Source organism: Embleya scabrispora, assembly GCF_002024165.1.
Classification (GTDB): domain Bacteria; phylum Actinomycetota; class Actinomycetes; order Streptomycetales; family Streptomycetaceae; genus Embleya; species Embleya scabrispora_A.
In genome coordinates, this window is record NZ_MWQN01000001.1 from 3,407,630 (window position 1) to 3,432,691 (window position 25,062).

Below are 25,062 nucleotides of genomic sequence, written 5' to 3' on the forward strand. Positions count from 1 at the left end.
CCGGCGGGCCCGGCCCACAACCGTTCCCGGCAGGGGCCACCCTCCCGGGTCAGGTCCGGCGCTCGATGAACGCCTCCAGGCCGTCCAGAAGCAGGCCCAGTCCGAACTCGAACTCCCCCTCGCCGTCCGGGGTGAAGCTGTCCTGGGACAGCGCGGCCAACTCCGGGTAATTCCCGCTGGTCATGGCCGCGTTCAGGATCGGGGCCTGGGCCGCCCAGAACTGTTCGTCGCTCACCCCGGTGCGCTGCGCCGCGTGTTTGGCGTTGAAGTGGGTGCGGGCCATGCCGCTGACGTAGCCGCCGTCGATGATCGTCAGGACGGTCATCTTCTCCCGGTCGCTCAGCGCCGCGTCGCCGATCGCGGAGAGGGTGAGCTCCAGGGCCCGGAGCGAGTTGGGGCCGAGCACCGGTCGCGCCTGGTCGACGTTGAGCAGCCACGGATGCCGGTTGTACATCTGCCAGATCCCGCGCGCGACCTGCTCCAGCGCGCCGCGCCAGCCGAGTCCGGGCGCAAACTCGGTGTCGCAGGGGCTGTTGACCCTGTCGACCATCAGGTCGAGCAGTTCGGCTTTGCCGGGCACGTAGCGGTAGAGCGACATCGTGCCCGCCCCGACCTCGGTGGCGACCCGCCGCATGGACAGCGCGTCCAGCCCCTCGGCATCGGCGACGGCGATGCCCGCCGTGACGATCCGGTCCAGGGTCAGCGCCGGCTTGGGGCCGCGGGTCGGCTTCCGGTCCAGGCCCCACAGCAGTTCGAGACTGCGGGCCAGGTCGCCGCTGCCGGTGTGGTCGGTGCTCGTCATGGTGTCCCCATGGTAGGAGCCTCGCCCGCACCGGCCCGGATCGGCGTACGGGCGCGCATGTCACCGCCGAATTTAAAACTGGGTACTGCGTACGCGCATCGGGTACGGTGTACTCGGTTGAAGGAGGCTGATGGAAACGACGAGTCACGCGGTCCTCGCCGAGGGCCTGACGAAGCGGTACGGCACCAAGTGCGCCCTCGACGATTTCGATCTCACCGTGGCCCCGGGCACGGTCCAGGGGCTGCTGGGGCCCAACGGCGCCGGCAAGACCACGGCGGTCCGGATCCTGTCCACCCTGCTGCGCCCCGACGGCGGTCGCGCGCTGGTCGCCGGGCACGACGTGGCCGTAGATCCCAGGCGGGTGCGCCGGCACATCGGCCTGGTCGGCCAGAACGCGGCGTTGGACGAGGCGGTGACCGGGCGGCGCAACCTGAACCTGTTCGGCCGCCTGTTCCACCTGGACAAGCGCCGCGCCGCCCGCCGCGCGGACGAACTGCTCGAACGCTTCGACCTGGTCGAGGCCGCCGATCGGGGCGTCAAGCACTACAGCGGCGGCATGCGCCGGCGGCTCGACCTGGCCGCGAGCATGATCCTCGCGCCCACCGTGCTCTTCCTCGACGAACCGACCACCGGGCTGGACCCGCGCGCCCGCAACGAGGTCTGGCAGGCGGTGCGTTCGCTGCTCGCGGGCGGTACCGCCGTGCTGCTGACCACGCAGTACCTGGACGAGGCGGACAAACTCGCGGACCGCATCGCGGTACTGGACCGGGGACGCAAGATCGCCGACGACACCCCGGAGCGGCTCAAGCGCGAACTGGGCGGCGACCGGATCGAGGTCGTGGTCCGCGAGGCCGCACACCTGCAGCCCGCGCTGCGGGTGCTGGCCCTGGTCACCGAGTCCGGCGGCGAGCCGCTGGTCGACGCCGAGGAGCGGCGGGTGACCGCCCCGGTGGGGGACCGGGTCGCGGCACTGACGCATGTCGCGCGGACATGCCAGGAGGAGGGCATCGCGATCGAGGACATCGGCGTACGCCGACCGACCCTGGACGAGGTCTTCCTGCGCCTGACCGGGCATCGGGCACACGAGGGCGACCCGGATCCGAGCACGCCGACGCGGCCCGATTCCTCGGGTGCGGGCGATCCGGGCGACGCGATCGACCCGTCCGCGCCGTCCGGGAAGGAGGTGGCGCGCCGGTGAGCGCCGTGACCGTACCCGCCGAGGCCCCCGAGCGTCGGCTCTACTGGGCGATCGCGGACTGCCTGACCGTGGTCCGCAACGAACTCGTCCACATCGCCCGCCAACCGAGCATGCTCGCCTGGCAGTTGGGCTTTCCGATCGTGTCCGTGCTGCTGTTCGTGTACGTCTTCGGCAGCGCCATGGACGTGGGTGGGAGCGTCGACTACAAGGACTACGCGCTGCCGGGGATGTTCGCGATGACCATGGCGCAGGGATTCATGAACACCGCGACGATCGTCGCCTTCACCCGGCAACTCGGTGTGATGGACCGCTATCGCTCGATGCCGATGGCCCCCTCGGCGGTGGTCGGCGGGCGCGGGGTGGCCGACGTGCTCGGGGCGAGCCTCGATCTCGCGGTCCTGGCGTCGATCGCGCTCGTGGTCGGGTGGCGACCGCCCGGCGGCGTGCCGCGGATCCTGGCCGCGTTCGCGCTGCTCCTGCTTCTTCGCTTCGCGATGACCTGGGTCGGGGTGTACCTGGGACTGCTGGTGCCGAACGCGGAGGCGGCGGGCAACCTGTTCGCGGTGGCCCTGCCGTTCGGCATCGTCTCCAGCGTCTTCACCCCGCCGTCGATGATGCCGCAGTGGCTGGGCACGGTGGCGATGTGGAATCCGGTCTCGTCCACCGCGAATGCGATCCGGGACCTGTTCGGCGAACCGGCCCCGCACGGCGGCAGTTGGATCGAGACGCACGCGCTGCCGATGGCGATGGTCTGGCCGCTGGTGATCACCGCGATCTTCCTCCCCCTCGCGGTGCGGCGGTTCCAGGCGCTGGGGCGCTGAGTCGGGCGGTCGCGCCGGGCCCCGTGGGTCGGTGGGCCGATGGGCCGGAGACTGCGGGCCACAGGGCTCGGTGTGATCGCCGATAGATCTATTACGAAACAATCTGTCGTCTTACCTATCTTGTTACGCTGAACGCATGACCACCGACCCCCTTGCCCCCACCGTCCTGGATGTGACCGGCATGGTCGTGCACGCCGGGCACGTGCTGAACACGCGGCTGGCGGCGGCCCTCGCGGCGATCGACGTCTCGCCGCGCAACTACTGCGTGCTCGTACACGCCGTCGACCGCGACCTGACCCAGGCCCAGGTGGCCGAGCTGTCCGACCTGGACAAGACCACGATGGTGGTCACGATGGACGAGTTGGAGCGGGCCGGGCTGGCCGAGCGCCGGCCCGCGCCGAGCGATCGCCGGGCGCGGATCATCGTGGTGACCGACGCCGGCCGCGACCTGATCCGGGCCGGGCGCGGGATCGTCGACGGCGTGCACGACGAGGTGTTGGGCACGCTGCCCGAGGACGAACGCGCGATGTTCCTGTCCGCGCTGTCGCGCCTGGTCGGCGGCGTGCTCGCGAAGCCGGTCGAGTCCGAGGTGAACGTACGCCGGGCCAGGACACCCAAGCGCTAGCGCGACCGGCCGCGCCGAGGTCCCCGCCGTCGGTCGCGGCGGGGACCTCGGCGCGGGTCCGCTCAGAGCGCCTCGACCCGGTGCGCCTCCGCCTCCGCGTAGGCCAGCTTCGCCGCCGCGATCTCGTCGATGTGGCTCTCGGACCAGTTGCGGATCTCGGCCATCAGGCCGCTCACACTGGTCCCGAGTTCGGTGAGCGAGTATTCGACCTGCGGCGGCACCGTGGCATGCACCGTGCGGCGGACCAGGCCGTGCCGTTCCAGGTCCCGCAGGGTCTGGGTGAGCATCTTCTTGGTGATCCCGCCGAGCCGCCGGCGCAGCTCCGCGTAGCGCAGGGTCTGCGGGTGGAGGGCCCCGACCACCAGCGCGACCCACTTGTTCGCGATCAGGTCGAGCACGGCGCGGGAGGCGCAACTGCTGAGGTAGACGTCGGCGCCGCCGAAGGGGCGCAGGTCGGGAGGGGTATGCATGAGGTACCCAGGTACCAGGAAGGTGCCTTCTTCACAATGGTGACCGCCACGTCGATGCTTGCCGCATGACGACGAACACGATCGACACGACGGCGAAGATGCGCAAGGCACACCAGGACACGCTCGGCGGCCCCGAGGTCCTGCGCGTGATCGAGACCGGGATACCCGCGCCCGGACCCGGCGAGGTACTGGTCGAAGTGCGCGCCGCGGGGGTCAACCCCATCGATACCAAGATCCGGGCCGGCGGCATGTGGCTGGTGCCGCCGTTCACGCTCGGCTGGGACGTGTCGGGCGTGGTCGCCGCGGTCGGCGCGGACGTCTCGCGCCTCGCGGTCGGCGACGAGGTGTACGGCATCCCCGACTTCCCGCATCTCGCCGGCGGCTACGCCGAGTTCGTGGTGGCCTCGGAGCGCTCGTTCGCGCCGAAGCCGAGCACCCTCGACCACGAGCACGCGGCGGCCCTGCCGCTGTCCGGCTCGATCGCGTGGCAGGCCCTGGTCGAGGTCGCGCAGGTGGGTCCGGGTCGGCGGGTGCTGATCCACGCGGCGGCGGGCGGCGTCGGGCACCTGGCGGTACAGATCGCCAAGTCGCGCGGCGCGTACGTGATCGGCACCGCGAGCGCGGCCAAGCACGCCCTGCTGAGCGAACTGGGCGCGGACGAGGTCGTGGACTACACCACCGTCGACTTCGCTACCGCCGTGCGCGACGTCGACGTGGTTTTGGACCTGATCGGCGGCGAGTACGAGGACCGCTCACTGGCCACGCTGCGGCCCGGCGGCATCCTGCTCAACATCACCAACCCACCCGCGGCCGACGCCACCGCGGCCAAGGCCGAGGCGGCCGGCGTCCGGGGCGTCACGGTCGACCTGGACCCGAACCCCACCCGGCTGACCCGGCTGGCGGAGCTCGCGGACGCGGGCGAGCTGCGCCCGATCGTGGCCGAGACCTTCCCGCTGGACGAGGTGGTCAAGGCGCACGAGACGGCCGAGGCGGGCCGCACCACCGGCAAGATCGTGCTGATCCCCTGAGCGGCCGACCCGCGCCCGCGCGGCGCACCCCGGCGGTGCCGTGGTCGGACTCCCCGGCCGCGGCGCCGCGGCCGAAGCGGGCCGCGCACCGAACCGGCTCGCGGCGGCTACTCGGTGATCTCGATCGTGCCCGCCATGCCGCTGCCCACGTGATACATGCAGTTGAAGGTGTACGAACCCGCCTTGCCGAAGCTCAGCTTGATGTCCTGCGACGTGCCGCCCTCCGACGGTGCGACCGGGGCGCCGCCGGGCAGGATCATCTGATGCGGGGTGATCCCGGTGTCCGCGAGGGTGATCACCAGCGGCCCGGTCCGGGCCCGGATCACCGACGGCGAGAAGCGCAGCTTGTCGTCCACCCGCAACACGATCCGCTGCACACCGTCGGCGCCCAGCGCCGCGACACCCTCGGACGCGGCGGCGGTCGCCTCGGCCTCGCTCATGTGCGAGCCCGGCCCGCCCTCCGCGCCCCAACTGCCGCAGCCGGTGAGCAGGAACGGCAGGGCGAGCGCCCCGACCCACCCTCGACGCCGCCTCGACGTCGACTCCGCGCGCCTCGGCATCAGCCCTCCAACAGGGATTGACCGACGTATCCGCCCGGGGCGCACCCCGGCGGGACGACGAAGATCGCACTGGCCTCGTGCCGCAGGAACGGGGACAGCGCGTCGCCCCGGGCCAGCTTGCGCTGGATCGGTACGAAGCCGTCGTCCGGGTCGTGCTGCCACGCGACGAACAGCAGCCCCGCGTCCGGCGCGCCGTCGGTGCCGAACCCGTCGTGGTAGGAGTAGCCGCGGCGGAGCATCGTCGCCCCCCGGTTGAACTCCGGCGCCGCCACGCGCATGTGGGCGTTGGCGGTGATCACCAACTCGCCGTCGGGACCGCGCTTGCCGAAGTCCGCCGCGCTGTGCTCGCCGCCACCGGTCAGCGGCGCGCCGGTGTCCTTGCTCCGGCCGATCACCCGCTCCTGATGAGCCTTGTCGATGCCGTCCCAGGAGTCCAGCAACATCCGGATCCGGCGGAAGACCACGTAGGAGCCGCCGACCAGCCAGCTCTGCTCGGCCCCGGCGCCGACGAACACCTTCTCGTCGAACTTCGGGTCGGACTGCTTGGGGTTGTTGCTGCCGTCGATCTGCCCCATCAGGTTCCGGTGGGTCATCGGCTTGGCCGTGGCACCGGGCGATCGGGCGAAACCGTTCATCTGCCAGCGGATCCGGGCCACGCCCTTGGCCGACTTCTGCAACGCGCGGACCGCGCCGAAGCCGACCAGGCCGTCGTCCGCGCACACCTGGACGAACAGGTCGCCGTCACTGCGCGCCGGATCCAACGCGTCGTCGGGGAACGGCGGCAGCGGCTTGAGCGCCGCGGGTCGCCGGGCGGCGAGCCCCAGCTTGTCGAACAGACCCGCGCCGAACCCGAAGGTGACGGTCAACGAGCAGGCCCCGGCGTCGGCCGCGACCTGGTCGTCACCCGGCGCCGACTGCCCGGTGGTGAGCCGCGCGGCGGTGTCCGACCAGCGCCGCATCAGCGCGGCGACCGCGGCCCGGTCCGCGCCCGGCTCCAGGTCCCAGGCCAAAAAGACCGCCTTGGCCTGGGCCGGAGTGGTGATGCCGGCCTGATGTTTCCCGTGAAACGGCACCACGGTGGCGCCGAGCCGGGTCATGGCCGGGCCGCCGTCGTCGCCGGACTCGCCCGCGAACGCCACCGCGCCGCCGGTCGCGCCGACCACCAGACCGCCCGCGCCGGCCGCGCTCGCGACACCGACGAAACGACGCCGCGAGACGTCGACGCCGGTACTGCCTCGACCGGCGGGCGCGTCCACCCCGTCGGGCGACCCGCTCGCTCGATCGGCGGGCTCGCTCGTTCGCTTTCGGGGGCTGCTCATCACGTCGTCCCTCACAGGTTCCACCACGTCTTCCACCGCGCCGCGCGCACCGACCGGCACGTCGGACTCGTTCGTCGTCACCCCGCCCGACTCGGTCGGCTCGGCGGACTCGACCCGCTCCCCCGCGCCCGCCGGCACCGCCCGGTGCGATCCGCGCCGCACCACCACGACCAGGGCCAGCGCCGTGCCGAGCCCGGCGCCGAGGACCAGCACGGTCAGCGTGCGATCGAGCCCGATACCGCCCACGAACGGCGACGACGAGCGCCACAACACCGGCAGGTCGTACCCGGCCGCCCGCAACGCCAGCACACCGAGCGCGGGCGCGGCCAACCACGCCCCGCCCATCCGGCGCCGGACCAGCAGCACCGCGCCCGCGAACGCCACCGCGCTCGACAACAGTTGCAGCAGGTTGCCGCCGAGGAAGGCGCCCGCCCACGCCCCCACGCCACCCGCCCGAGCGCCCGCGACCAGGGCCAGGTGCAGCACGCTCGCCGCCGCGACCACCCCCGCGAGCAGGCCGTGGCCGAGCAGGGCCCGGCGCCGGAGCGGCGGCAGCCACGCCGCCGCGAACACCAGCGCCGCGAGCCCGATCGAGCCGACGATGCCCGGCCACGGACTCGGCCCCGGCACCCAGCGCAACTCGCCGGTCGCGGCCACCTCGCGGTCGCCGATCCGCATCGGCACGGTCCAGGACTGGACCTTCTGCGCCCGGTCCGGATCGGCCATCACCCTTGGTGGCAACCGCTGTTGCACGATCCAGTGCACCCGCTGGTCGTACCAGCGCGCGACCGGCTCGGCGGAGATCCGGTGCCACTGCGGCGCGCCGGTCGGTTGCAGGTTCGACTTCTCGTCGACCGAGCCCCACCGCTCGCTGCTGAGCTGCACGGCCGGGGACTGCCGGTTCTCGAACACCCCGTCGGGGCCGATCCGCAGGAACGGCTCGCTCATGTAGCCGAGCACGATCACGTCCTGCGGACCGGTGTTGCGCACCTGCATGCGCGCGCCGTTCTCGATCACCCGCACCGTCAGGCCCGGCGCGAGATCGCCCGGCGAGGTCATCACCGTGTGGAAGTTGCTCGGCCCCTGGCCGGACAACTCCTGCGCCACCGCGCTGCCGGCCGGCGCCAGGCAGAGCAACACCCCGACGCACAGCAGCAGGACCCGGCGTACGTGCCTCACCTGACCTCCACGGGCACCGTCACGGTGGTCCGGTCGACATCGGAGGTACGGATCGCGAACGACAACTCCCAGCGACCGGCCATCGGCATGGACAGATCGCCCAGCCAGTGCCCGGGACCGCCCCGGCGCACCCGGACGTCGGCGCCGTCGATGCCCTTGCCCGGCAGCGCCATCGACACGGTCAACTCCTCGACCTCGCGGATTCGTCCGATCGGGTCGGCGAAGTAGATGTGCAACTCGTTGGGGCCGACCCGGGCCGGGTCGACGGTGATGTCGAGTTTGCCCTTGCCCGCCGCGCCGCCGGCGTCGAACGCGACGCTGCGGCTGACCGGTCCCGCCGCCTCCACCTGCTTGCGCTCGTGCTCGGTGCGGCCCGGTTCGGTGTCGGTGAGCACCGTGGTGACCCCGAGCACCGCGATGGCCAGCGCGGCCTCGATCGCCACCGCCTTGCGCAGCACCGCCCACTTCGGGCCGCCCGCCGCGCCCTTGCCGATCGGAGACCGCCCGGCCGTCGCCTCGATCTGCCGCATCAGCCAGCGCCGGGACACCCAGGCACCGGCCAGCATCAGCAGCACCAGGTCGACCTTGAACACCAGGAGCAGGCCGAACGTGGTGTCGAACAGCGCGGCGAACGAACCCACCTGCCGCCAGGACGCGTACAGCCCGGTGGCCACTAGCACGCACACCGACACGAACGCCGTCCGGGAGAAGACCCGTACCGAGGGCACGTCGAGCCCGGTGCCCGGCGCCGGATCGCCCGGCCGCACCACCAGCGTGACCACCATCGCCAACCCGCCCAGCCAGGTGGACATCGCCAGCAGGTGCACGACGGCCGCGGCCATCGCCAGTTCCACCTGACGGCCCACCGACGCGTGGTCGGCGATCGGCCAGGTGATCGCGATCGCGGTGCACAACACCGCCCAGCCGCCGACGACGATCCGCCGGGTGCGCGCCGAGGCGTCCGCGAGCGCGGCGATCAACCAGCCGAGCAGCGCGCCGGCAACGCCCAGCAGCAACACCCGAGCCGCGATCGCCTTGCCCAGCTTGGTGTCCAGGGTGGCCCGCAACACGTCCGCGTCGAACGCCGACGACAACCCCAGCCCGGACGCGTTCGGGCCGTGCAGCATCAGCACCGCGAGCGAGGACAGCAGCAGCCCGCCCCACGCGCCGGACACGAGCAGCCAGACCCGGAAACGACCCATCGCGGCGGGCCGGGCGATCAGCAGGAACAACACCGCGCCGCCGAGCACCGCGAAGGACAGATACGCGCCCCCCGTCGCGGCCCGTTCCAGTACGTCGGTCGCGGTGGAGCCGTCGTCGGTCAGATCACCGACGTTCACCCCGCCCGAGGCCTGGCCGATATTGAAGGTGAACGCGCCGGAGATCGGGTGCGAGTCGGCCGAGACCGCCCGCCAGGCGACGGTGAAGGTACCGGTCGGCAGGCCGCCCCGGAGCGGGGTGACCACGGTGGTGTCGCCGTCGGGGCCGTGCTTGGTCTGGTTGTTGTCCACCCGGGTACCGCTCGGGTCGAACACCTTGACCCCGCCGAGCCCGATCTCCACGCCCTCGCTGAACCTCAGCGTGACCGAGGCGGGCGCGGTGGTCAGGGTCGACCCGGACGCCGGATTGGACGACTCCAGGACGGCGTGCGCGGACGCGGCCCCGGCGCCGCCGAGCACGAGCGCGGCGAGCAGCACGGGCAGCGCGAGCACCCACGCGAGCACCCGCCGGCCGCCCCCGGCGCGCACCGGGGACGGGACCGACGCCGGGACCGGCCGGCCGGCCGGGTCAGTGGCCCGCATGACCCGTGTGGTCTTCCGCGGGCGCGCCCGTCGTCGAAGCGGGCGGCGCGGCGGGTGTGCCGGTCCCCGATGCGTCCGGCGCGGACGCACCCGGGGCCGGCGCGTCGCCGGGCCGCTCGGTCACCCCGAGCACCGGCACCTGCACGGTGACCGGTCCGGTGTGTTGGAACGTGAGCGTGAGCGGCACGGTGTCGCCCTTCTTCACGGACGTGTTCGGATTCATGAACATGATGTGGTTGCCGCCGCGGGCCAGGACACCCTTGCCGTGCGCGGGCACGTCCAAGCCCGGCATGTGCTGCATCGAGTTCCCGCTCGTCCGGTGCAGCATCACCTCGCCGGAGAGCGGGCTGGCCACCGAGAGCAGGCGGTCGGCCGTGTCTCCGTCGTTCTGCACGATCAGATAGCCCGCCGCGACGTCCGCCGAGGAGGGTTGCGGGATGTACGGGTCGACGATGCGCAGCCGGGGCGCGCCCTGGGCGGCGCCCGCGGCGGTCTTGCGGTCGTCCGTTTTCGTCGACGAGGAGGAGCCGGAGTCGGCGCAGGCCACCAGCACGCCGCCGATCCCGAGCGCCAGCACGCCGCCGACCGCGAGCGGGACGGCCTTGCGGGGGAGGGGGAAGAGCTTCACTTCTTGGTGTCCTCGGGGTGGATCAGCAGGGGCAGGTCGTGCGCGAAGTCGTCGGACGAGTTGCCGTTCGGCGTGCCGTCCGGGGTCAGCCCGCTGCTCGCGCTGTACATGACCGGGCCCTGGTTGTCCGGGCCGAACGCGATCACCTGGGTGCCGTGGGTGCTGACGACCTTGCCGTCGGGACCGGTGGTCGCCGGGTCGATGGAGACGCCGACCTGGCGCGCCGCGGCCTGGATCTTGTCGAACGGGCCGGTCAGTCCGACGAACGACTTGTCCAGCGAGTCGAGCCATTCGCGCAGGGCCGCCTGGGTGTCCCGCTCCGGGTCGGTGGTCACGAACACCACGTCGACCGTGGCCCGGTCCTGCGGGGGCAGCTTGCCGAGCGCGCGCACGATGTCGCCCATCACGGTGGGGCACGCGTCCGGGCAGTGCGTGTAGCCGAAGTAGAGCAGGGTCGTGCGCCCGGCCGTCTTGGCCCGGAAGTCGTACGGCTGTCCCGAGGTGTCGGTCAGCGTGAGTTCGGGCTTGGTCCACGGCGGGTCGACCGCGATGCCCTTGTACTTGGACTTGCTCTCGCGCACCTTCACCGGGGCGCCGCTGTCGCTCTTGCCGGAGTCGTCGCAGCCCGTGGCGAGCAGCAGCCCGGCCGCGGCCAGGGCGGCGAGGCGAAGGCCGGTGCGGCGGCTCCGGCCGAGGGACTTGCTTGCGTTGCTCATCGTTCTCCAGGTCGTTGCTGCCGGGGGGCTCGTGCCCGACGCGTCCGGCGTCGGCGCGGGCCCGGTGGCCCGGGTCGCGGGCACGGAGCACATCCGTGCGGGCGACCCGGGCCGGGACGTTCGCGCCGCGGACCGCGGTGGCGACCGCGGTCCGCGGCGGGACCGCGAGGATCAGGCCGAGCCGGGGCGCCGCGACGCGCGCAGGACGGCGAACACACCGGCACCCAGGCCGAGTACGCCGACCACGATGCCGACCACGCCGAGGGTGCGCGCGGTGGAGTCGTCACTGCTGTCCTCGGCGACCGCGGCGACGCTCGCCTTGCCGTCGGCGGGCTTGGTCGCCGCCGCCGTGGCGGGCGCCGTGGCGCCGGCCTTGGCGGTGAGCTTCAGCACGGGCGCGGGGTACTGCGGCTCCTTGCCGTCGGCGCCCGCCAGGTCGATCCAGCGCACCACCTCGCCGCTGTCGTAGGTCTGCACCGCCTTGAACACCAGCTTGTCGGTGTCGGTGGGCAGCTTGCCCATGGACACCTCGAAGTCCTCGAACGTGCCCGGGTTGACCCGGGTGCCGGCGTCCGCCGTCCAGGTGATCTTGGAGACCACCTCGGTGAGCGGCTTGCCGTGGTTGTCGATCGGGGTGGTCAGCTTGGTCTTCTCGACCTCCGCCTTCCAGCCGGGCATCGCCCGGGTCTGCACCGAGGTGAGCGGCTTGTCGGCGGGCAGGGTGACCTCGAGCTTGGTGGTCCCCGCGTCGTCGCGCTCGTTGGGGACCCGGAAGGCGACCTTGGCGTACGAGCCCTGGTCGGCGGTGCCCGGCTGCACGGTCACATGCGCCGAGGCGGAGCCGGCGAACAGCAGTACGCCGGCACCGGCCGACGCGGCGATCACGGACAGGCGGCGACGCGTGGTGGACATGGTCATGGGATGTCTGCTCCATGGATGATCCGCCCGCGGGCGCACGAGGGCACCCCGCGGTACGGGTGGGGACGACGGGAAGGCGGACGCGCGCCACCGCCGATCCGGCACCCGGAGGGCGGGATCAGCGGGCGAGCGCGTACTCCACCGGCGGCCCGCGCCGGGTCACCGCGTGCCGGAGCAGGAGCTGATCCGTGGCCGGGTCCGCCGCCGCACCGGTGCGCCGGGCGCGGCCCGGGGTCGCGGCGACCGGGACGACCGGGCCGAACAGCACCGCGAGCACCACCCGCAGCGGCGCCGACGCCAGCGCGATCAGGGCGAACAGCGCGGCCTCGCCGCGCCGCAACCACCAACCGGTGAGCAGAGCCGCGACCAGGTGCGCGCACAGCATGCCGGTGCCGCCGTCGAGCAACATCGGCCCGGAGCCGGACATGTGGTGGTGTCCGCCGGCCGGTTCGCTCGTGAGCAGCGTCGGATCCACCCGGGTGCTGCGCACGATCGCCTCGGGCGTCCAGCCGGCCGGCAGCAGGATGTGCCCGGCGGAGTCCCGGGGCCCGCACAGGAGCCGGTCGAGCAGACCGCCCGACGCCGAGCCGTTCGCGCCGGCCGTCCCGGCGGCCCGCGCGGCGACCGCCGACGCGAAGAGGGTGTGCAGCGCGAGTTGGCCCACCGCGAGCAGCGCGGTGATCGAGCCGAACGAGCGTTGCCGGCCCGCACCGGCGAAGGCCGACACGAACACCACGCCGAAGCCGGCGACCGGTGCCCACAGCGGCAGCGGCTCGGTCGACATCCACGCGTGACCGCATGCCGCGAGCGCGGCGCAGACCGCCGAGAACACGGCGGCGCGCACGGCGCGGAAAGGTACGGACACGGCCTGCATGACGCCTTATCGTCTCATCGCGCGACGCGCCTTCGACCCCGGGGCCGAAAACTTCCCGTCCGCCCCGATGGGCGGCCGAACCCGTACCCGACGGCCCGCGAGGTCCGCGCGATACGGCCGAACGAATCGTCTTTACAGCGTATTGACGACCGATCGCGCGAGGTGCGCATACCGGGACCGGGCGGCGGCAATAAAACCAGGTGTGCCCTGCCCGTCGGTTCGATGGGCCGGATTCGGCCGGAGTTCCGGAGATGTGGAAAGGCCGCTCATGGACATGAGGTGGACTGTCCACCTGCCACGGGATACGGCGAGCGTGCCGATGGCGCGCAGACTTCTTGTCGGCGCGATGGAGACGGCGGGGGTGGATCGCGAGATCGCGATGGAGATCGGCCTGGCCCTGTCCGAGGCCTGCGCGAATGTCGTGGAGCACGCCAGGGGCGGACCGTATTCGGAATACCAGATCCGGGCCGGTATCACCGGTGACTGCTGTCGGGTCGAGATCATCGACGGCGGCCCGGGGTTCCCGGTGGAGCGTCTGCGCGGCCTGTCGGCGATGGCCGGCCCCGGTGCGGAGAACGGCCGAGGTCTGATGCTGATCCGGGCGATGACCGATCACATGCAACTGAGCAACCATCCGCGGCGCGGTGCGGTGCTGCGCTTCGAAAAGACTTTGCGTTGGCGCAAGGACGCGCTGGTCCCGGTCTCCTGACCGGCCTGCGGCGCGGCCGCAACGGGTGGGCGCGGCGGGCATGTTCGCGTCCAGGGCTACGATCGGGGCAGTGAACCGGGCCGAGGTGAGGGAACTGCTCGACCGCGTGGCCGCCGGAGAGGCGGGCGTGGACGAGGCGCTCGACGACCTCGTACGGGCGCCGACGGCGGGTTTCGCCGATCTCGGCTTCGCCCGGGTGGACACCCACCGGGAACTGCGCACCGGAGACCCCGAGGTGGTCTTCGCGGCCGGGAAGACCCCGGAGCAGACCGTCGCGTTGTTCCACCGGCTGCGCGCGGGGAGCCGGCGTCCGGCGTTCGCGACACGCGCGTCGGCCGCCGTGGTCGACGCGGTGTACGCGGCGTTTCCCGGCGAGGCGTACACCGACGACAGCGGCACGTGCGTCGCGGTGGGCGAGCCGCCCGCCACCCGCGGCCTGGTCCGGGTGGTCTCGGCGGGCACCTCCGACGTGGCGGTCGCCGGCGAGGCCGCGTTCACCGCGCGGCTGTTCGGCGCCGAGGTGGAGCGGATCGAGGACGTGGGCGTGGCCGGCATCCACCGACTGCTCGCGGTGCACGCCGAACTCGACGCCGCCGACTGCCTGGTGGTGGTCGCGGGCATGGAGGGCGCGCTGCCGAGCGTGGTGGCGGGCCTGGTCTCGATACCGGTGCTCGCGGTACCCACCAGCGTGGGCTACGGCGCCTCCTTCGGCGGACTGGCCGCGCTGCTCGCGATGCTCAACTCGTGCGCGCCCGGGGTCGCGGTATGCAATATCGACAACGGATTCGGCGCGGGCGTGTTCGCCGCCCGGGTCGCGCGCGCCGCCGGCCCGAAACGAGGCGGCGCGACGCCGTAGCCGGTCACCGAATATTCGGAAGAACGCGAATTTCGGGTGTATCGCCGACTGCGCGGCAAAATGCGCAACCATCGACAAGAAACCGGTCGCTTTCGGTCGCTTCTTCGTTTTTCCGGCAGGGCCCCCCGACGGCTGCGAAAGTGGCCGCGACGGGAGGTGTCCGCTTGGCCATCGCATGGTTTCAGTGCCAGGCCGGTGCGAGCGGCGACATGCTGCTCGGGGCCCTGATCGACGCCGGCGCCCCGCTGGAGGCCGTCCGGCAAGCCGTCGACGCGGTGGGCGTCGAACCGATCCTGATCACCGCCGAGCGCACCGATCGACACGGGATCGCGGCCACCCGCGCCCGGGTCAAGACCGTGCACAGCCACGTGCACCGCACCTGGCACGACGTGCGGGTCCTGCTCGATCGCGCCGATCTGCCGGAGCCCGTGCACGAGCGCGCGCACGACGTGTTCGACCGGCTCGCGCGCGCCGAGGCCCGGGCGCACCGGTGCCTGCCGGAGGAGGTGCACTTCCACGAGGTCGGCGCGCTCGACGCGATCGCCGACGTGGTCGGTACGTGTACCGCGCTGCACGCGCTCGGGATCGAGGAGGCGGTCGGCTCGCCGGTCGCGCTCGGCAACGGCAGCGTGCGGGCGGCGCACGGGGTGCTCCCGGTCCCGGCGCCGGCCGTGCTCGAGCTGATGCGGATGGCCGCGGCCCCGGTCTACGCGGGCCCGGCCCCCTACGAGATGTGCACGCCCACCGGGGCGGCCCTGCTCACCTCGGTGTGCCGATCCTGGGGACCGCTGCCGGCGCTGCGGATCACCGCCGACGGGACCGGCGCGGGCAGTCGGCGGGTCGAGGAGGTGCCCAACATCCTGCGGGTCGTGCTCGGTGAGCGCTACGCGGCCGAGCGGGAGCGTCCGGCCGGCGAGGACGTACTGATCGAGACCAACGTGGACGACCTCGATCCGCGTCTGTGGCCGGCGGTGCTGAGCAAACTGCTCGCGATCGGCGCCGGCGACGCGTGGCTGGTGCCGATCCTGATGAAGAAGGGCCGGCCCGCGCACACCCTGTGCGTCCTGGTCCCGGCGGACCGGGTGGACGCGGCGCTGCACACGGTGTTCGTGGAGACCTCGACGATAGGCGCGCGGATCGTGCCGGTGGCGAAGCGGGCTCTGGACCGCGAGTTCGGCACGGTCCGGGTGGAGGGCCTGCCGGTGCGGGTCAAGACCGCGATGTTCGAGGGCCGGGTGGTCAACGCCCAGCCGGAGTACGAGGACGTGGCCGCCGCGGCGGCCACGCTCGGCCGCCCCGTCAAGGTGGTGATGGGCGCGGCGACCGCGGCGGCGTACGCGGCCGGTCTGCTGCCCTGAACGTGGCGGCGTTCGGCGACGCATAGCCTGGGGCGGCCATAACGACCATTCAGTCCCCGTGTAGGCCGCGTACGTCGAGGAGCAGGCACCCGTGATCGCTCGTCCCCTCCGGTTGCTGCTCGCCGTGCTTCCGGCGCTGATCGTGCTCGCGGCGCTGCCCGCGCGCGCCGGTGCCGCACCGGCCCGCGCGGCCGGCGCCGACCATGTCGTCCTGCTCGGGATCCCGGGGCTGAGCTGGGCCGACATCGACGACCGGGGCACCCCGGCGCTGGCCGCGCTGGCCGGTCGTTCGACCTCGGCCGCGATGTCGGTACGGACCGTGCATCCGCGCGCGTGTCCGGTCGACGGGTGGCTCACCACCGGCGCGGGGGCACGCTCGACGGACAACCGGACCAGCGCGAAGAGCGCCGAGCCGTGTGCCGAACCGCTGCCGCCGACACTCGCCCCGGACGGGTCGGCGACCGTGCCGAACATGCGCGCGATCGTGAAGCGCAACGACTCGTTCGGCTACAACCCCCGGTTCGGGCAGGTCGCCGCCTCGGTCGCCGAGCACGGCGGGGCGGTCACCGCGGTCGGCCCCGGCGCGGCCTACGCGAGCGCGGACGCGACCGGTCGGGTGCGCGCCGACTACCGGCCGGACCCGGCCGCGGTGGACACCGCCCTGATCGAGCGCTCCGCGCTGACCCTGGTCGACCTCGGCGGCCTGACCGGCCCCGGGATCGCGCGCGCCGACCGGCTGCGGGCGGTGGATGCCCAGGTGGCCCGGATCGCCGCCCTGGCGCCGCCGCGCACCCAGCTCGTGGTGGCCGGCCTCGCCGACGACACCGGCACCCCGCACCTGCGCGCGCTGCTCGTGTCGGGCCCCGGCACCTCGGCCGGCCATCCCTTCGACTCCGGCTACCTGACCGCGACCTCGACCCGCGACGACGGCATGGTCCAGCTCACCGACCTGGCCCCGAGCCTGCTCGCGCCGCTGGGCATCGACGCGCCGAGCGAGCTGGTCGGCGCGGTGTACACGCGCGTCTCCGGAGCCTCCGGGCAAAGCGCGATCGACGAGTTGGGACTGTTCGACGTCGGCGCGCAGGCGTCCCGCACGGTGCGCGAGGCCTGGTACTTCTTCACCTGGATCACCCTGCTGCCGCTGGTCTGCGCGGCGGTGGCGCTGTGGCTCGCGATCCGGTTCGGCCGCCGGGGACGCACCCGGGCGCGCGCCGCGGTGATACGCGCCGCGACCGGGATCGGGGTGTTCTTCGGCGCCATCCCCGGCGGGTCCTTCCTGGTCGGTCTGGTGCCATGGGAGAAGAGCGGCGACCCGGCGTGGACGCTGCTCGGGCTCACCGTGGCGTTCGCCGCCGTGCTGACCGCCGGCGCGCTGCTCGGTCCGTGGCGCCGGCATCCGTACGGCCCGGCCGGCGCGGTCGCCGCGGCCACTGCGGCAATCCTGGCGGGCGACGTGATGCTCGGCTCACCGCTCCAGATGAACACCCTGTTCGGGCTGTCCCCGCTGGTCGCGGGCCGTTTCTACGGCTTCGGCAACGTCGCCTGGACGATCTTCGCGATGGCCGTGGTGCTCGCCGTCGCGTGGCCGACGGCGCACCTGCTCGCGGCCGGCCGGCGGCGGGCGGCGGTCGTGGTGCTCTCGGTGGTCGGGGCGGCGGCGGTCCTGGCCGACGGATGGCCCGCGTTCGGCAGCGACTTCGGCGGCGTGCTCGCGCTGATCCCCGGCCTGGCGGTGCTCGGCCTGCTGCTCACCGGCGCCCGGATCTCCTGGGGCAGGGTCGGCCTGGTCGCGCTCGGCGCGGTCGTGGTGATCGGCGTCATCGCGGTGCTGGACTGGCTGCGCCCGGCGGCGAGCCGCTCGCACCTGGGCCGATTCGTCCAAGAGGTCGTCGACGGCGCCGCCGGCGACACGCTGCACCGCAAGGTGATGGGCAACCTGCACTCGTTCACCTCGCCGTTCACGCTGTTGATCCCGGTGGTGTTCGTCCTGCTCGTGCTCGCCGTGCGCGATCCGCTCACGTGGCGCGCACCGGCCCTGGCCCGGGCCTTCGCGGCGGTGCCGTGGCTGCGCTCGACGCTGATCGCGTGCTGGGTGACCGCGGTGGTCGGCTACGCGGTGAACGACTCCGGCATCCAGATCCCGGCGGTCGCGCTCACGATCGCGGCACCGCTGGCGATCGCGGTGATCGCGGCCGTGGAGGCCCGCCCCGAAGCCGTGGAGGCTCGCCCGCGCGTCGACTGACCAGCACCACAGCGACCAGGATCGCCGCGCCACCCCACGGGCCGACGGTGCCGCGCACGGTGCGCTGGAAGGTGTCCACCGCGTCCGGCAGCGGGACCACCCGGCCCGGGACGTAGGCGCACACCAGGAGCGTGGTGCGGGCCAGGAGCAGCCCGTCCAGCGCGGACGGGGCCAGCAGCACCAGCGGCGCCCACGCGGCCACGTCGTACCAGGGCAGGCTGTACGGGGTGGTGAGCAACCAGGCCAGGGACAACAGCGCGGCCGCGGCGGCGCTGTCGCGCAGGACGCCGTCCATCGCCGCGGGCCGGGCCCGGGCGGTGGTGCGGGCCAGCAGCCACACCACCAGCGCGCCCAGCACCCAGCCGAGCAGCCCGATCAGCGAGCGCGCCGTGTCGTGCCCGAAGGCGGCCTCCATCGGCTTCAGCACCAGCCGCAGCGGGACCGCGAGCGAGACCAGCTTCGTGTTCTCCCGCATCTGGTCGAACGCGCCGAGCCCGACCGGCAGATAGGTCGCCACCCCCACCGCGAGCGCCGAGCCGAGCAGCGCGGCGAGCGCGCGCGGCCGCCCGCGCAGCCCCCACGCGAGGGCGAGGACATACAGCCCGAGCGACACCTTCGCCGCGCAGGCCAGCCCGACCAGGACACCCGCGAGCACGGGCGAGCGGCGCACCGCGAGCAGCGCGCCCACCGCGAACACCAGCGCGAACGCGTCCAGATGGCCGGCGCCCACCGCGACGAACAGCAGCAGCGGATTGAGCGACCACAGGATCGCCACCCGCGCCCGGGCCGTGCGATCCGGGCCGGCCGCCCGCTGGAGCAGCAGCCCGGTCAACACGAACGCCGCCGCGCCGAGCAGGGTCAGCACCAGCACGATCGTGTGCACCGAGGAGCCGCCGACCCGGGCGGCGAGCCACTGCTCGGCCGTGGCCACCGGCCCGTACACCGACGGCACGTCCGTCCACGGCGCCTCGACCGCGCGGCCGACCGGATCGCCGTCGCGCACCAGCGTCGCGGCGGTGTCCCGATACGGGTCGCCCCCGCCCGCCGCGAGTCGGCCGTAGGCGGCGTAGACCAGGTGGTCGGCCGACCCCATCGGCGGCACGCACACCACCGCGAGCGCGGCCACCGCCCCGCCGACGGTGAGCCGACCCGGATCCGGCGCCCAGCCGCGCCCTAGTTCGCGCAGCGCCAGGCCCAGGCCGAGCGCGCCGAGCAGGGCCGACGCGAGCAGCAGCCCGGTGACCGTACCGGCGGCGGGACGGGCGGTGAACCGATACGGCGGCAGCCACGACGGCCCGCCCGGCAGCGGCGGCTGCGCGGCGGAGGGCCCGAGCAGCCCGGTCAGCACGAGCAGGCCGATCGCGAGCGCGCACAGGCCGAGCGCGATACACCCAAACGGGTGTTCCACGTGAAACATCGACCGCCGAGGTGCCCGGGTGGGCCGTGCGGTCACCGGTTCAGCCACGCCCGCGGATCGCCCCGGGCAGCGCCCCGGCCGCACCCCGCGCGGCCAACGCGCGGGCCACGTGCGCGTACTGCCGGGCCCGATGGCGCTGCGCGGCGAAGTCGGTGCCGGTGACCCGGTGGTGCAACTCGACCTCGACCTCCTGGACGGCGAACCCCTTGCGGACCAGGTCGATGGTCAGCCCCGTCTCCACGCCGAACCCGTCGGCGAGCGGCAGCGCCGCCTCGAACGCCTCGCGGGTCAGGCAGCGCTGCCCGGACAGCGGCTGGGTCGCGGCGAACCCGCTGGCCCGGGCGATCCCGTCCCGGGCGGCGCGTACCACGAACCCGTGCCCGCCGCCGGCCCGCGCCTGCGGTGGCAACACCGCGATGGTCATCGCCGCCTTCCCGGCCCGTACCGGCTCGACCAGCGCCGCCGCGGCGGCGGCCGTACCCTCCAGGTCCGCGTCCAGGAACAGCAGGTGACGCGGGTGTTCCCGGTCCTCGCGCAGGTCGATCGCGGCGACCACGGCGGCGCCGGTCTCCATCGCGCCGGCCTTGCCGCGATTGCGCCCGTGTCGGGCGATCACCGCGCCGGCCGCCCGGGCGAGCCCGGCCGTGTCGTCCGCGGACCCGTCGTCCACCACCACCACCAGATCCACACCCACGATCGAGCGTGCCGCGTCGACCGTGGCCGTGATCCGCCGTGCCTCGTCGTATGCCGGAATCACCACGGCCGTGTCGCCGGTCGGTGTGCCGGTCGTGTGCTCCGCCATGGCGGAATCCTACGAGTCGCTCGCCATTGATCCGGATGCCGCGGGTTCCACCCGTACTGCCCAACGTCGCGGCGCGGCGGCGTGAAGGTCCGAGGGGATGGGGGTACAACGGAAGGGAGGCACATCGCGGGTATGCTCCAGGAGATCCTGTGATCGCGGTCTCGTGACATCTGCGGAACCTCCGAGGGCCGGCCGTTCGTCGTCCTCGGTGAGGAGTGCCGGCTCAGGCGCGGTGTCGATTCGGACGCGGTGCCGGCGCAGGCAGAGACCAACCGACCCAACCGCAGCGCAAACCGCAGCAACGGATGGCACAACGGTCCGCTCGGGAGCCCCCATCTCCCGCCTCGGGACCGAGTCGCGAGGGCAACACCCGTACCGGGCGCCGTAATTCGCCACCCCTGCGCCACCTCGCGCCATGTGCCGCCAAGCGGCCTCGTCATGGTCGGCTGCGGAGTACCTGAGTATCACGCATAGTGCTTCCACGTTCACGGAAAGGAACGAGCGCATGCTGCGCGAGATCCTCGGAAGACGACGGAGGGAACGCACCGCACTGATGTCGGCCGTGCTGACGTGTGCGAGATGGCGCTGGCCCGTGGTTCCCGGCGTCGGATACGACCGCTGGTCGGGCGTGTGTCGATGTGGTGCGACCGATTGCCGCGTGCCGGGCGCCCATCCGGGTGAACCTCCCCTGCTCGCGGCCACCTGTGACGAACGTATGGCGCGTTGGTGGTGGCAGCAGTCACCGGACGCGTCGGTGATCCTGGCGACGGGTGGGCGGGTGGCGGCGTTGAGTGTGCCGTCGGAAGCCGGTGCCCGCTCGCTCGACCAACTCGCCCGGCTCGGTGTGCGTACCGGACCGGTCGTCGCCGCGCCGGGCCGCTACGCGTTCCTGGTGGAACCCTACGAGTTGGGCGAACTGGGTGATTTGCTGGACCGATACGGGCTCGATCGGTACGGCACCGTGCCCTCGACCCTGCGCTTCCACGGCGACGGCGGCTATCTCGCGCTGCCGCCGTCGCGGGTGCAGGGCGGCCAGTTGCGCTGGGCCCGACCACCGGCGCCGTCGGGTGATCCGACGGCGGGCGGGCCGTGGTTGCCCGCCGTGGCGGACCTGGTCCGCACGCTGGTGGACACCTGCCAACACGCCGAGCCCAGAGCCTGATCCGCAGAGCCCGATCCGTACAGCCCGATCCGTCCGAGCCCGACCCGTACAGCCCGACCCGCGAAGCCCGACCCCGGGTGCGAAAAGGGCGCGCCGTCACGCGGTGGAGTGATCGTTGTGGCGTAACCGCAACATGTGGTGATCGCTGCACGTCGTGGCGGCGCGATAGGCTCGGCGCGCCGATCATTCCGGCCCCGTTCCGCACCGAAGTCCCGCTCGTCGGGCCGGATGTGGGAGGGGGCTTCGCGCGCTAGGAGACACCATGCAGCGCCCACGCACCGGTCACGTCCGCACCGTGGCCCTGGGCGCGGTCGTGGGCCTGTGCCTCGTCGTCCCGCTCGCCGCCGCATCCGCGGATTCGGTGGGCCCGGACAAGGGCCGCCACACCGCCGACTCGGGGCCGAACACCCGCCCGAGCGCGAACAAGGCCGCCGATTTCGGCAACGGTATCGCCGAGGGCGATCGTTCCGGCTCGGCCGGACTGCTCGAACTGCTCGGCGGCAAACCCACCGCGAAGTCCGGCACTCCGGCGGCCATTTCCCCGTCCGCAGGCACCGAGAGTGTGTGCGGCAAGGCGATCGACGGTCCCAAGGGCGTCCGTGCGCAGACCTGTGTCGAGCGCGACGGCTCGGAGGCCTGGGGCCGGGTCTACTACCGAAACCCCACACCCGACCCGCTGCTGCTGGTGATGAGCGTGCTCCAGCCCGGCGGCACCACGCTGCGGGTGACCTGCACGGTCGAGGCCAAGGACACCGAGGGCCGCTGCGACGGCCCGCGCGTGCGTACGGCCAAGAGTCTCGACGGCTGGTCCGCGGTGGCCGAGTTGGCCTCCAAGGACGGCCTGAACAAGCTGCTCCGCTCGGGCTCGGCGACCGCTCAGCGCTGAGCCGCGGCACCGCGACACGCCGGTCCGGCATTCCGCCGAATCCGACCGGGGCAGCGACCGACGAATGCGGAGAATTCACCGTGGAACGGGGGAAAATTCCCCGGTCGGTCGATGCGGAAAGCGCGCGCCGCGGAAGCGGGAAAAGACCCGGAAAATCGAAAGGCCCGGCCGCTGAAGACGGGGGATGCATCAGCGACCGAGCTGCTTCAAAGGTAACAACAAGCCGGCGGATCTCCAATCCGGGGCCCTCGTCGGCCGGTCGTGTCCGTGCCCGCACGCCCGTTTGCCGGGCGTGCGGGCGATTTTCGGGCCGGCGCCGATGCCGGCGCGCCGATCGGATCCGGTCCGCTATCGACCGGCCGGCACCATCTCCTCGCGCGGATCCTCCTTGGCGCCCGCCGAGTCGCCGACGGGCCGCTCGGGCGGATCCACGGCCACGTGCGGCAACACCCGGTCGAGCCATCCGGGCAACCACCAGTTGGCGCGGCCGAGGAGATGCATCAGGGCGGGCACGAGCAACATGCGCAGGATGAACGCGTCCAGCGCGACCGCGCCCGCCAGGCCGAGCCCGGCCATCATCGCGCCGCGGTCGCCGCTGAGCACGAACGAGGAGAACACGAAGATCATGATGAGCGCGGCCGAGTTGATCACCCGCCCGGTACCGGCCTGACCCACGCGTACCGCCCGGGCGTTGTCGCCGGTGTGCAGCCACTCCTCGTGCATACGGCTGACCAGGAAGACCTGGTAGTCCATCGAGAGCCCGAACAGCAGCGGCAGCATGATGACCGGCAGGAAGGAGATGATCGGCCCCTCCTTGCCCAGCCCGAGCAGGTCCATCCCCCAGCCCCACTGGAAGATCGCGACCAGCAGGCCGAACGACGCGCACGCGGCGATCAGGTTCATCAGCGCGGCGGTCAGCGGTACCAGCAGGCTGCGGAAGGCGATCAGCATCAGCAGCGCGCCCAGTCCCACGATCAGGGCGATGAACCCCGGCATGCGGTCGCCGACCACGGCGGCGAAGTCCTTCTGCAGCGCGGTCTCGCCGCCGATGTGCACCTTCAGCGTGCTGCCCTCGGCGGCGGTGGGCACGGTGCGCTCGCGCAGGGTGTCGATCAGCTTGTCGGTGGCCTCGGCCTGCGGCGAGGTCGACGGCACGACCTGAATGGCCCGGGTCTCGGCGGCGAGGCCGCCGGCGTCGGCGGGCACCGGCGCCTCGACCACGCGCACCACGCCGGGGGTGCGGCGGACGTCGGCGATCAGCGTGTCCAGCGCCTGCCGGTCCCGCGGACCGTGCAGCTCGGCGACCATCAGCAGCGGGCCGTTGAAGCCCGGACCGAAGCCCTCGGCGAGCATGTCGTAGGCCTGCCGCACGGTCTGGGAAGTGGGTTGATTGCCCTGGTCGTTGGCGCCGAGCCGCAGCGACAGGGCCGGGATCGCCAGCAGCCCCATGACCACCAGCGCGACCAGCCCCAGGGTGCGGGGGCGACGCTGCACCAGGCGGGCCCAGCGGGCGGCGGTGCGCCCGACCTCCTCGCTCGGCAGGGCACCGCCGGCCGCCGACCGCTCGGCCGACTGTCGACGTTCGCGGCGGCTGAGCACACGCGGGCCGAGCAGGCCGAGCAGCGCGGGCAGCAGGGTGGAGGAGGCGAGCACGGTGAGCACCACGACGAGCGTGGTGCTGATCGCGATGCCGTCGAACAGGGTGATGTCGACGGTGAACAGCGCCAGCAGCGCGATGCATACCGTGCCGCCGGCGAACACCACGGCCCGGCCCGAGGTGTCCAGCGCCCGTACCGCGGCCTCCTCGGGAGAAAGCCCGGCCTTGAGGCCGTTGCGATGCCGCGTCACGATGAACAGGGCGTAGTCGATGCCCACGCCGAGACCGATCAGGCTGCCCAGCAGTGTCGCGGTCTCGGGGATGTCGGTGACGTGGCTGAGCAGGATCACCGACGCGATCCCGGTGCCGACCGCGAACACCCCGCTGATCAGCGGGAGCAGCATCGCGAACAGGGATCCGAAGGCGAGGAAGAGGATGACGCCCGCCGCGACCACACCCACCGTCTCGGCGAGTCCGGCCGGCGGTTCCTGGGCGGCCTCGATCGCGGGCCCGCCGAGTTCGACGCGCAGTCCGGGCGCCCGAGCCGCCTCGGCGCGCTCGATCAGGTCCTCGAGATTCCCGGTCTCCAGCTCGAACTGCTGCTTGACGAAGGTGACCTGGGCGAACGCGATCCGGCCGTCCTTGCTGACCTGGGCGGCGCCCTCCGCGTCGTACGGACCGACCACACGGCCGACGTCGGGCATCCGCGCGATGTCGGCCAGCAGCGCGGTCATCCGGTCGCGGACCGCGGCGTCGTGCACGCTGCCCCGCTCGGTCTGCCACACCACGTTGTCCACATCGCCGGACGCGTCGGGAAAGGCCTTTTGCAGGCGCTCGTACGCGGTCGACGACTCGGTCCCGGGGATCTTGAACACGTTGGAGTACGCGCTGCCCGCGGCCGCGCTCGCCGCGACCGTGCCGAACAGCGCGGCCGCCCACAGCAGCAGCACCGTCCACCGGTGTTTGAGACACCATCGCGCCCAGGCCGCCATAGTCGATTCCTTTCTCGTGCGGGCCTCGCGGCCCGGTCGTGCGTCCTGGGCCCAGACTGGTTCGGCGCGGCGGGGCGCCCGGCGGGCGCGTGGTCGACTCA

General features: G+C 73.0%; 22 protein-coding genes. 10 read left to right on the forward strand and 12 right to left on the reverse strand.

Annotated elements, in window-relative coordinates; all coding sequences use genetic code 11:
- Positions 1 to 49 precede the first annotated feature (49 nt).
- Positions 50 to 802, reverse strand: coding sequence for a TetR/AcrR family transcriptional regulator (locus B4N89_RS15155; RefSeq protein ID WP_078976369.1), 753 nt, complete (start codon positions 800 to 802; stop codon positions 50 to 52).
- Between the two features lie 130 nt (positions 803 to 932).
- On the opposite strand from B4N89_RS15155, the gene B4N89_RS15160 reads away from it, so the two are divergent.
- From B4N89_RS15160 to B4N89_RS15170, 3 genes are all read left to right on the forward strand, one after another.
- On the forward strand, positions 933 to 2,000 hold the full coding sequence (locus tag B4N89_RS15160; RefSeq protein ID WP_078976370.1) for an ATP-binding cassette domain-containing protein: 1,068 nt from the start codon (positions 933 to 935) through the stop codon (positions 1,998 to 2,000).
- Positions 1,997 to 2,821, forward strand: coding sequence for an ABC transporter permease (locus B4N89_RS15165; RefSeq protein ID WP_201260845.1), 825 nt, complete (start codon positions 1,997 to 1,999; stop codon positions 2,819 to 2,821). Before B4N89_RS15160 ends, B4N89_RS15165 begins: the two co-directional genes overlap by 4 nt.
- A 136-nt stretch (positions 2,822 to 2,957) precedes the next feature.
- Positions 2,958 to 3,446, forward strand: coding sequence for a MarR family winged helix-turn-helix transcriptional regulator (locus B4N89_RS15170; protein WP_078976371.1), 489 nt, complete (start codon positions 2,958 to 2,960; stop codon positions 3,444 to 3,446).
- A gap of 62 nt (positions 3,447 to 3,508) precedes the next feature.
- Here B4N89_RS15170 and B4N89_RS15175 read toward each other — a convergent pair whose 3' ends face one another.
- On the reverse strand, positions 3,509 to 3,916 hold the full coding sequence (locus B4N89_RS15175; protein WP_078976372.1) for a winged helix-turn-helix transcriptional regulator: 408 nt from the start codon (positions 3,914 to 3,916) through the stop codon (positions 3,509 to 3,511).
- 65 nt (positions 3,917 to 3,981) lie between these two features.
- Between B4N89_RS15175 and B4N89_RS15180 the strand changes: the two genes are divergently transcribed.
- The gene (locus B4N89_RS15180; protein ID WP_078976373.1) at positions 3,982 to 4,944 is read left to right on the forward strand and encodes an NADP-dependent oxidoreductase; all 963 of its coding nucleotides are present in this window, start codon (positions 3,982 to 3,984) and stop codon (positions 4,942 to 4,944) included.
- Between the two features lie 107 nt (positions 4,945 to 5,051).
- Here the strand turns inward: B4N89_RS15180 and B4N89_RS15185 are convergent, their stop codons facing one another.
- The 7 genes from B4N89_RS15185 to B4N89_RS15215 all read right to left on the reverse strand — a co-directional run bounded on the left by B4N89_RS15185 (position 5,052) and on the right by B4N89_RS15215 (position 12,910).
- A complete protein-coding gene (locus B4N89_RS15185) occupies positions 5,052 to 5,504 on the reverse strand; it encodes a hypothetical protein (protein WP_078976374.1) in 453 nt (150 codons plus the stop codon).
- Positions 5,504 to 6,823, reverse strand: coding sequence for an iron uptake transporter deferrochelatase/peroxidase subunit (gene efeB / locus B4N89_RS15190; protein ID WP_078979373.1), 1,320 nt, complete (start codon positions 6,821 to 6,823; stop codon positions 5,504 to 5,506). The genes B4N89_RS15185 and efeB overlap by 1 nt, the downstream gene beginning before the upstream one ends.
- A 1,175-nt stretch (positions 6,824 to 7,998) precedes the next feature.
- Entirely contained in the window at positions 7,999 to 9,804 is a 1,806-nt protein-coding gene (locus B4N89_RS15195) for a copper resistance protein CopC (RefSeq protein ID WP_078976375.1), read from the reverse strand.
- Positions 9,791 to 10,432 (reverse strand): copper chaperone PCu(A)C, encoded by a 642-nt coding sequence (locus B4N89_RS15200; protein ID WP_078976376.1) that lies wholly within the window; start codon positions 10,430 to 10,432, stop codon positions 9,791 to 9,793. The genes B4N89_RS15195 and B4N89_RS15200 overlap by 14 nt, the downstream gene beginning before the upstream one ends.
- A complete protein-coding gene (locus B4N89_RS15205; RefSeq protein ID WP_078976377.1) occupies positions 10,429 to 11,148 on the reverse strand; it encodes an SCO family protein in 720 nt (239 codons plus the stop codon). The genes B4N89_RS15200 and B4N89_RS15205 overlap by 4 nt, the downstream gene beginning before the upstream one ends.
- A gap of 171 nt (positions 11,149 to 11,319) precedes the next feature.
- Positions 11,320 to 12,066, reverse strand: a complete 747-nt coding sequence (locus B4N89_RS15210) for a YcnI family protein (RefSeq protein ID WP_078976378.1) — start codon at positions 12,064 to 12,066, stop codon at positions 11,320 to 11,322.
- Positions 12,067 to 12,184: 118 nt separating this feature from the next.
- Positions 12,185 to 12,910: a hypothetical protein gene (locus B4N89_RS15215; RefSeq protein WP_161500724.1), complete on the reverse strand. Its 726-nt coding sequence runs from the start codon at positions 12,908 to 12,910 to the stop codon at positions 12,185 to 12,187.
- Positions 12,911 to 13,208: 298 nt separating this feature from the next.
- Between B4N89_RS15215 and B4N89_RS15220 the strand changes: the two genes are divergently transcribed.
- The 4 genes from B4N89_RS15220 to B4N89_RS15235 all read left to right on the forward strand — a co-directional run bounded on the left by B4N89_RS15220 (position 13,209) and on the right by B4N89_RS15235 (position 18,105).
- Positions 13,209 to 13,649, forward strand: a complete 441-nt coding sequence (locus B4N89_RS15220) for an ATP-binding protein (RefSeq protein ID WP_078976380.1) — start codon at positions 13,209 to 13,211, stop codon at positions 13,647 to 13,649.
- A 70-nt stretch (positions 13,650 to 13,719) separates the two neighbouring features.
- Positions 13,720 to 14,505, forward strand: coding sequence for a nickel pincer cofactor biosynthesis protein LarB (larB, locus tag B4N89_RS15225; RefSeq protein ID WP_078976381.1), 786 nt, complete (start codon positions 13,720 to 13,722; stop codon positions 14,503 to 14,505).
- Positions 14,506 to 14,669: 164 nt separating this feature from the next.
- A complete protein-coding gene (gene larC / locus B4N89_RS15230; RefSeq protein ID WP_235618626.1) occupies positions 14,670 to 15,863 on the forward strand; it encodes a nickel pincer cofactor biosynthesis protein LarC in 1,194 nt (397 codons plus the stop codon).
- Between the two features lie 91 nt (positions 15,864 to 15,954).
- On the forward strand, positions 15,955 to 18,105 hold the full coding sequence (locus tag B4N89_RS15235; RefSeq protein WP_078976383.1) for a hypothetical protein: 2,151 nt from the start codon (positions 15,955 to 15,957) through the stop codon (positions 18,103 to 18,105).
- Here the strand turns inward: B4N89_RS15235 and B4N89_RS15240 are convergent.
- A complete protein-coding gene (locus B4N89_RS15240; protein ID WP_078976384.1) occupies positions 18,017 to 19,513 on the reverse strand; it encodes a hypothetical protein in 1,497 nt (498 codons plus the stop codon). The genes B4N89_RS15235 and B4N89_RS15240 overlap by 89 nt on opposite strands.
- A gap of 49 nt (positions 19,514 to 19,562) precedes the next feature.
- Positions 19,563 to 20,324 (reverse strand): glycosyltransferase family 2 protein, encoded by a 762-nt coding sequence (locus B4N89_RS15245; protein ID WP_078976385.1) that lies wholly within the window; start codon positions 20,322 to 20,324, stop codon positions 19,563 to 19,565.
- Positions 20,325 to 20,877: 553 nt separating this feature from the next.
- Between B4N89_RS15245 and B4N89_RS15250 the strand changes: the two genes are divergently transcribed.
- Together B4N89_RS15250 and B4N89_RS15255 are read left to right on the forward strand one after the other, a co-directional pair.
- Positions 20,878 to 21,486: a bifunctional DNA primase/polymerase gene (locus B4N89_RS15250; protein ID WP_414646419.1), complete on the forward strand. Its 609-nt coding sequence runs from the start codon at positions 20,878 to 20,880 to the stop codon at positions 21,484 to 21,486.
- 262 nt (positions 21,487 to 21,748) lie between these two features.
- Entirely contained in the window at positions 21,749 to 22,372 is a 624-nt protein-coding gene (locus B4N89_RS15255) for a hypothetical protein (RefSeq protein WP_078976386.1), read from the forward strand.
- Between the two features lie 348 nt (positions 22,373 to 22,720).
- On the opposite strand, the gene B4N89_RS15260 is transcribed toward B4N89_RS15255, so the two are convergent.
- Positions 22,721 to 24,961, reverse strand: coding sequence for an MMPL family transporter (locus B4N89_RS15260; RefSeq protein WP_078976387.1), 2,241 nt, complete (start codon positions 24,959 to 24,961; stop codon positions 22,721 to 22,723).
- Between the last annotated feature and the right edge of the window lie 101 nt (positions 24,962 to 25,062).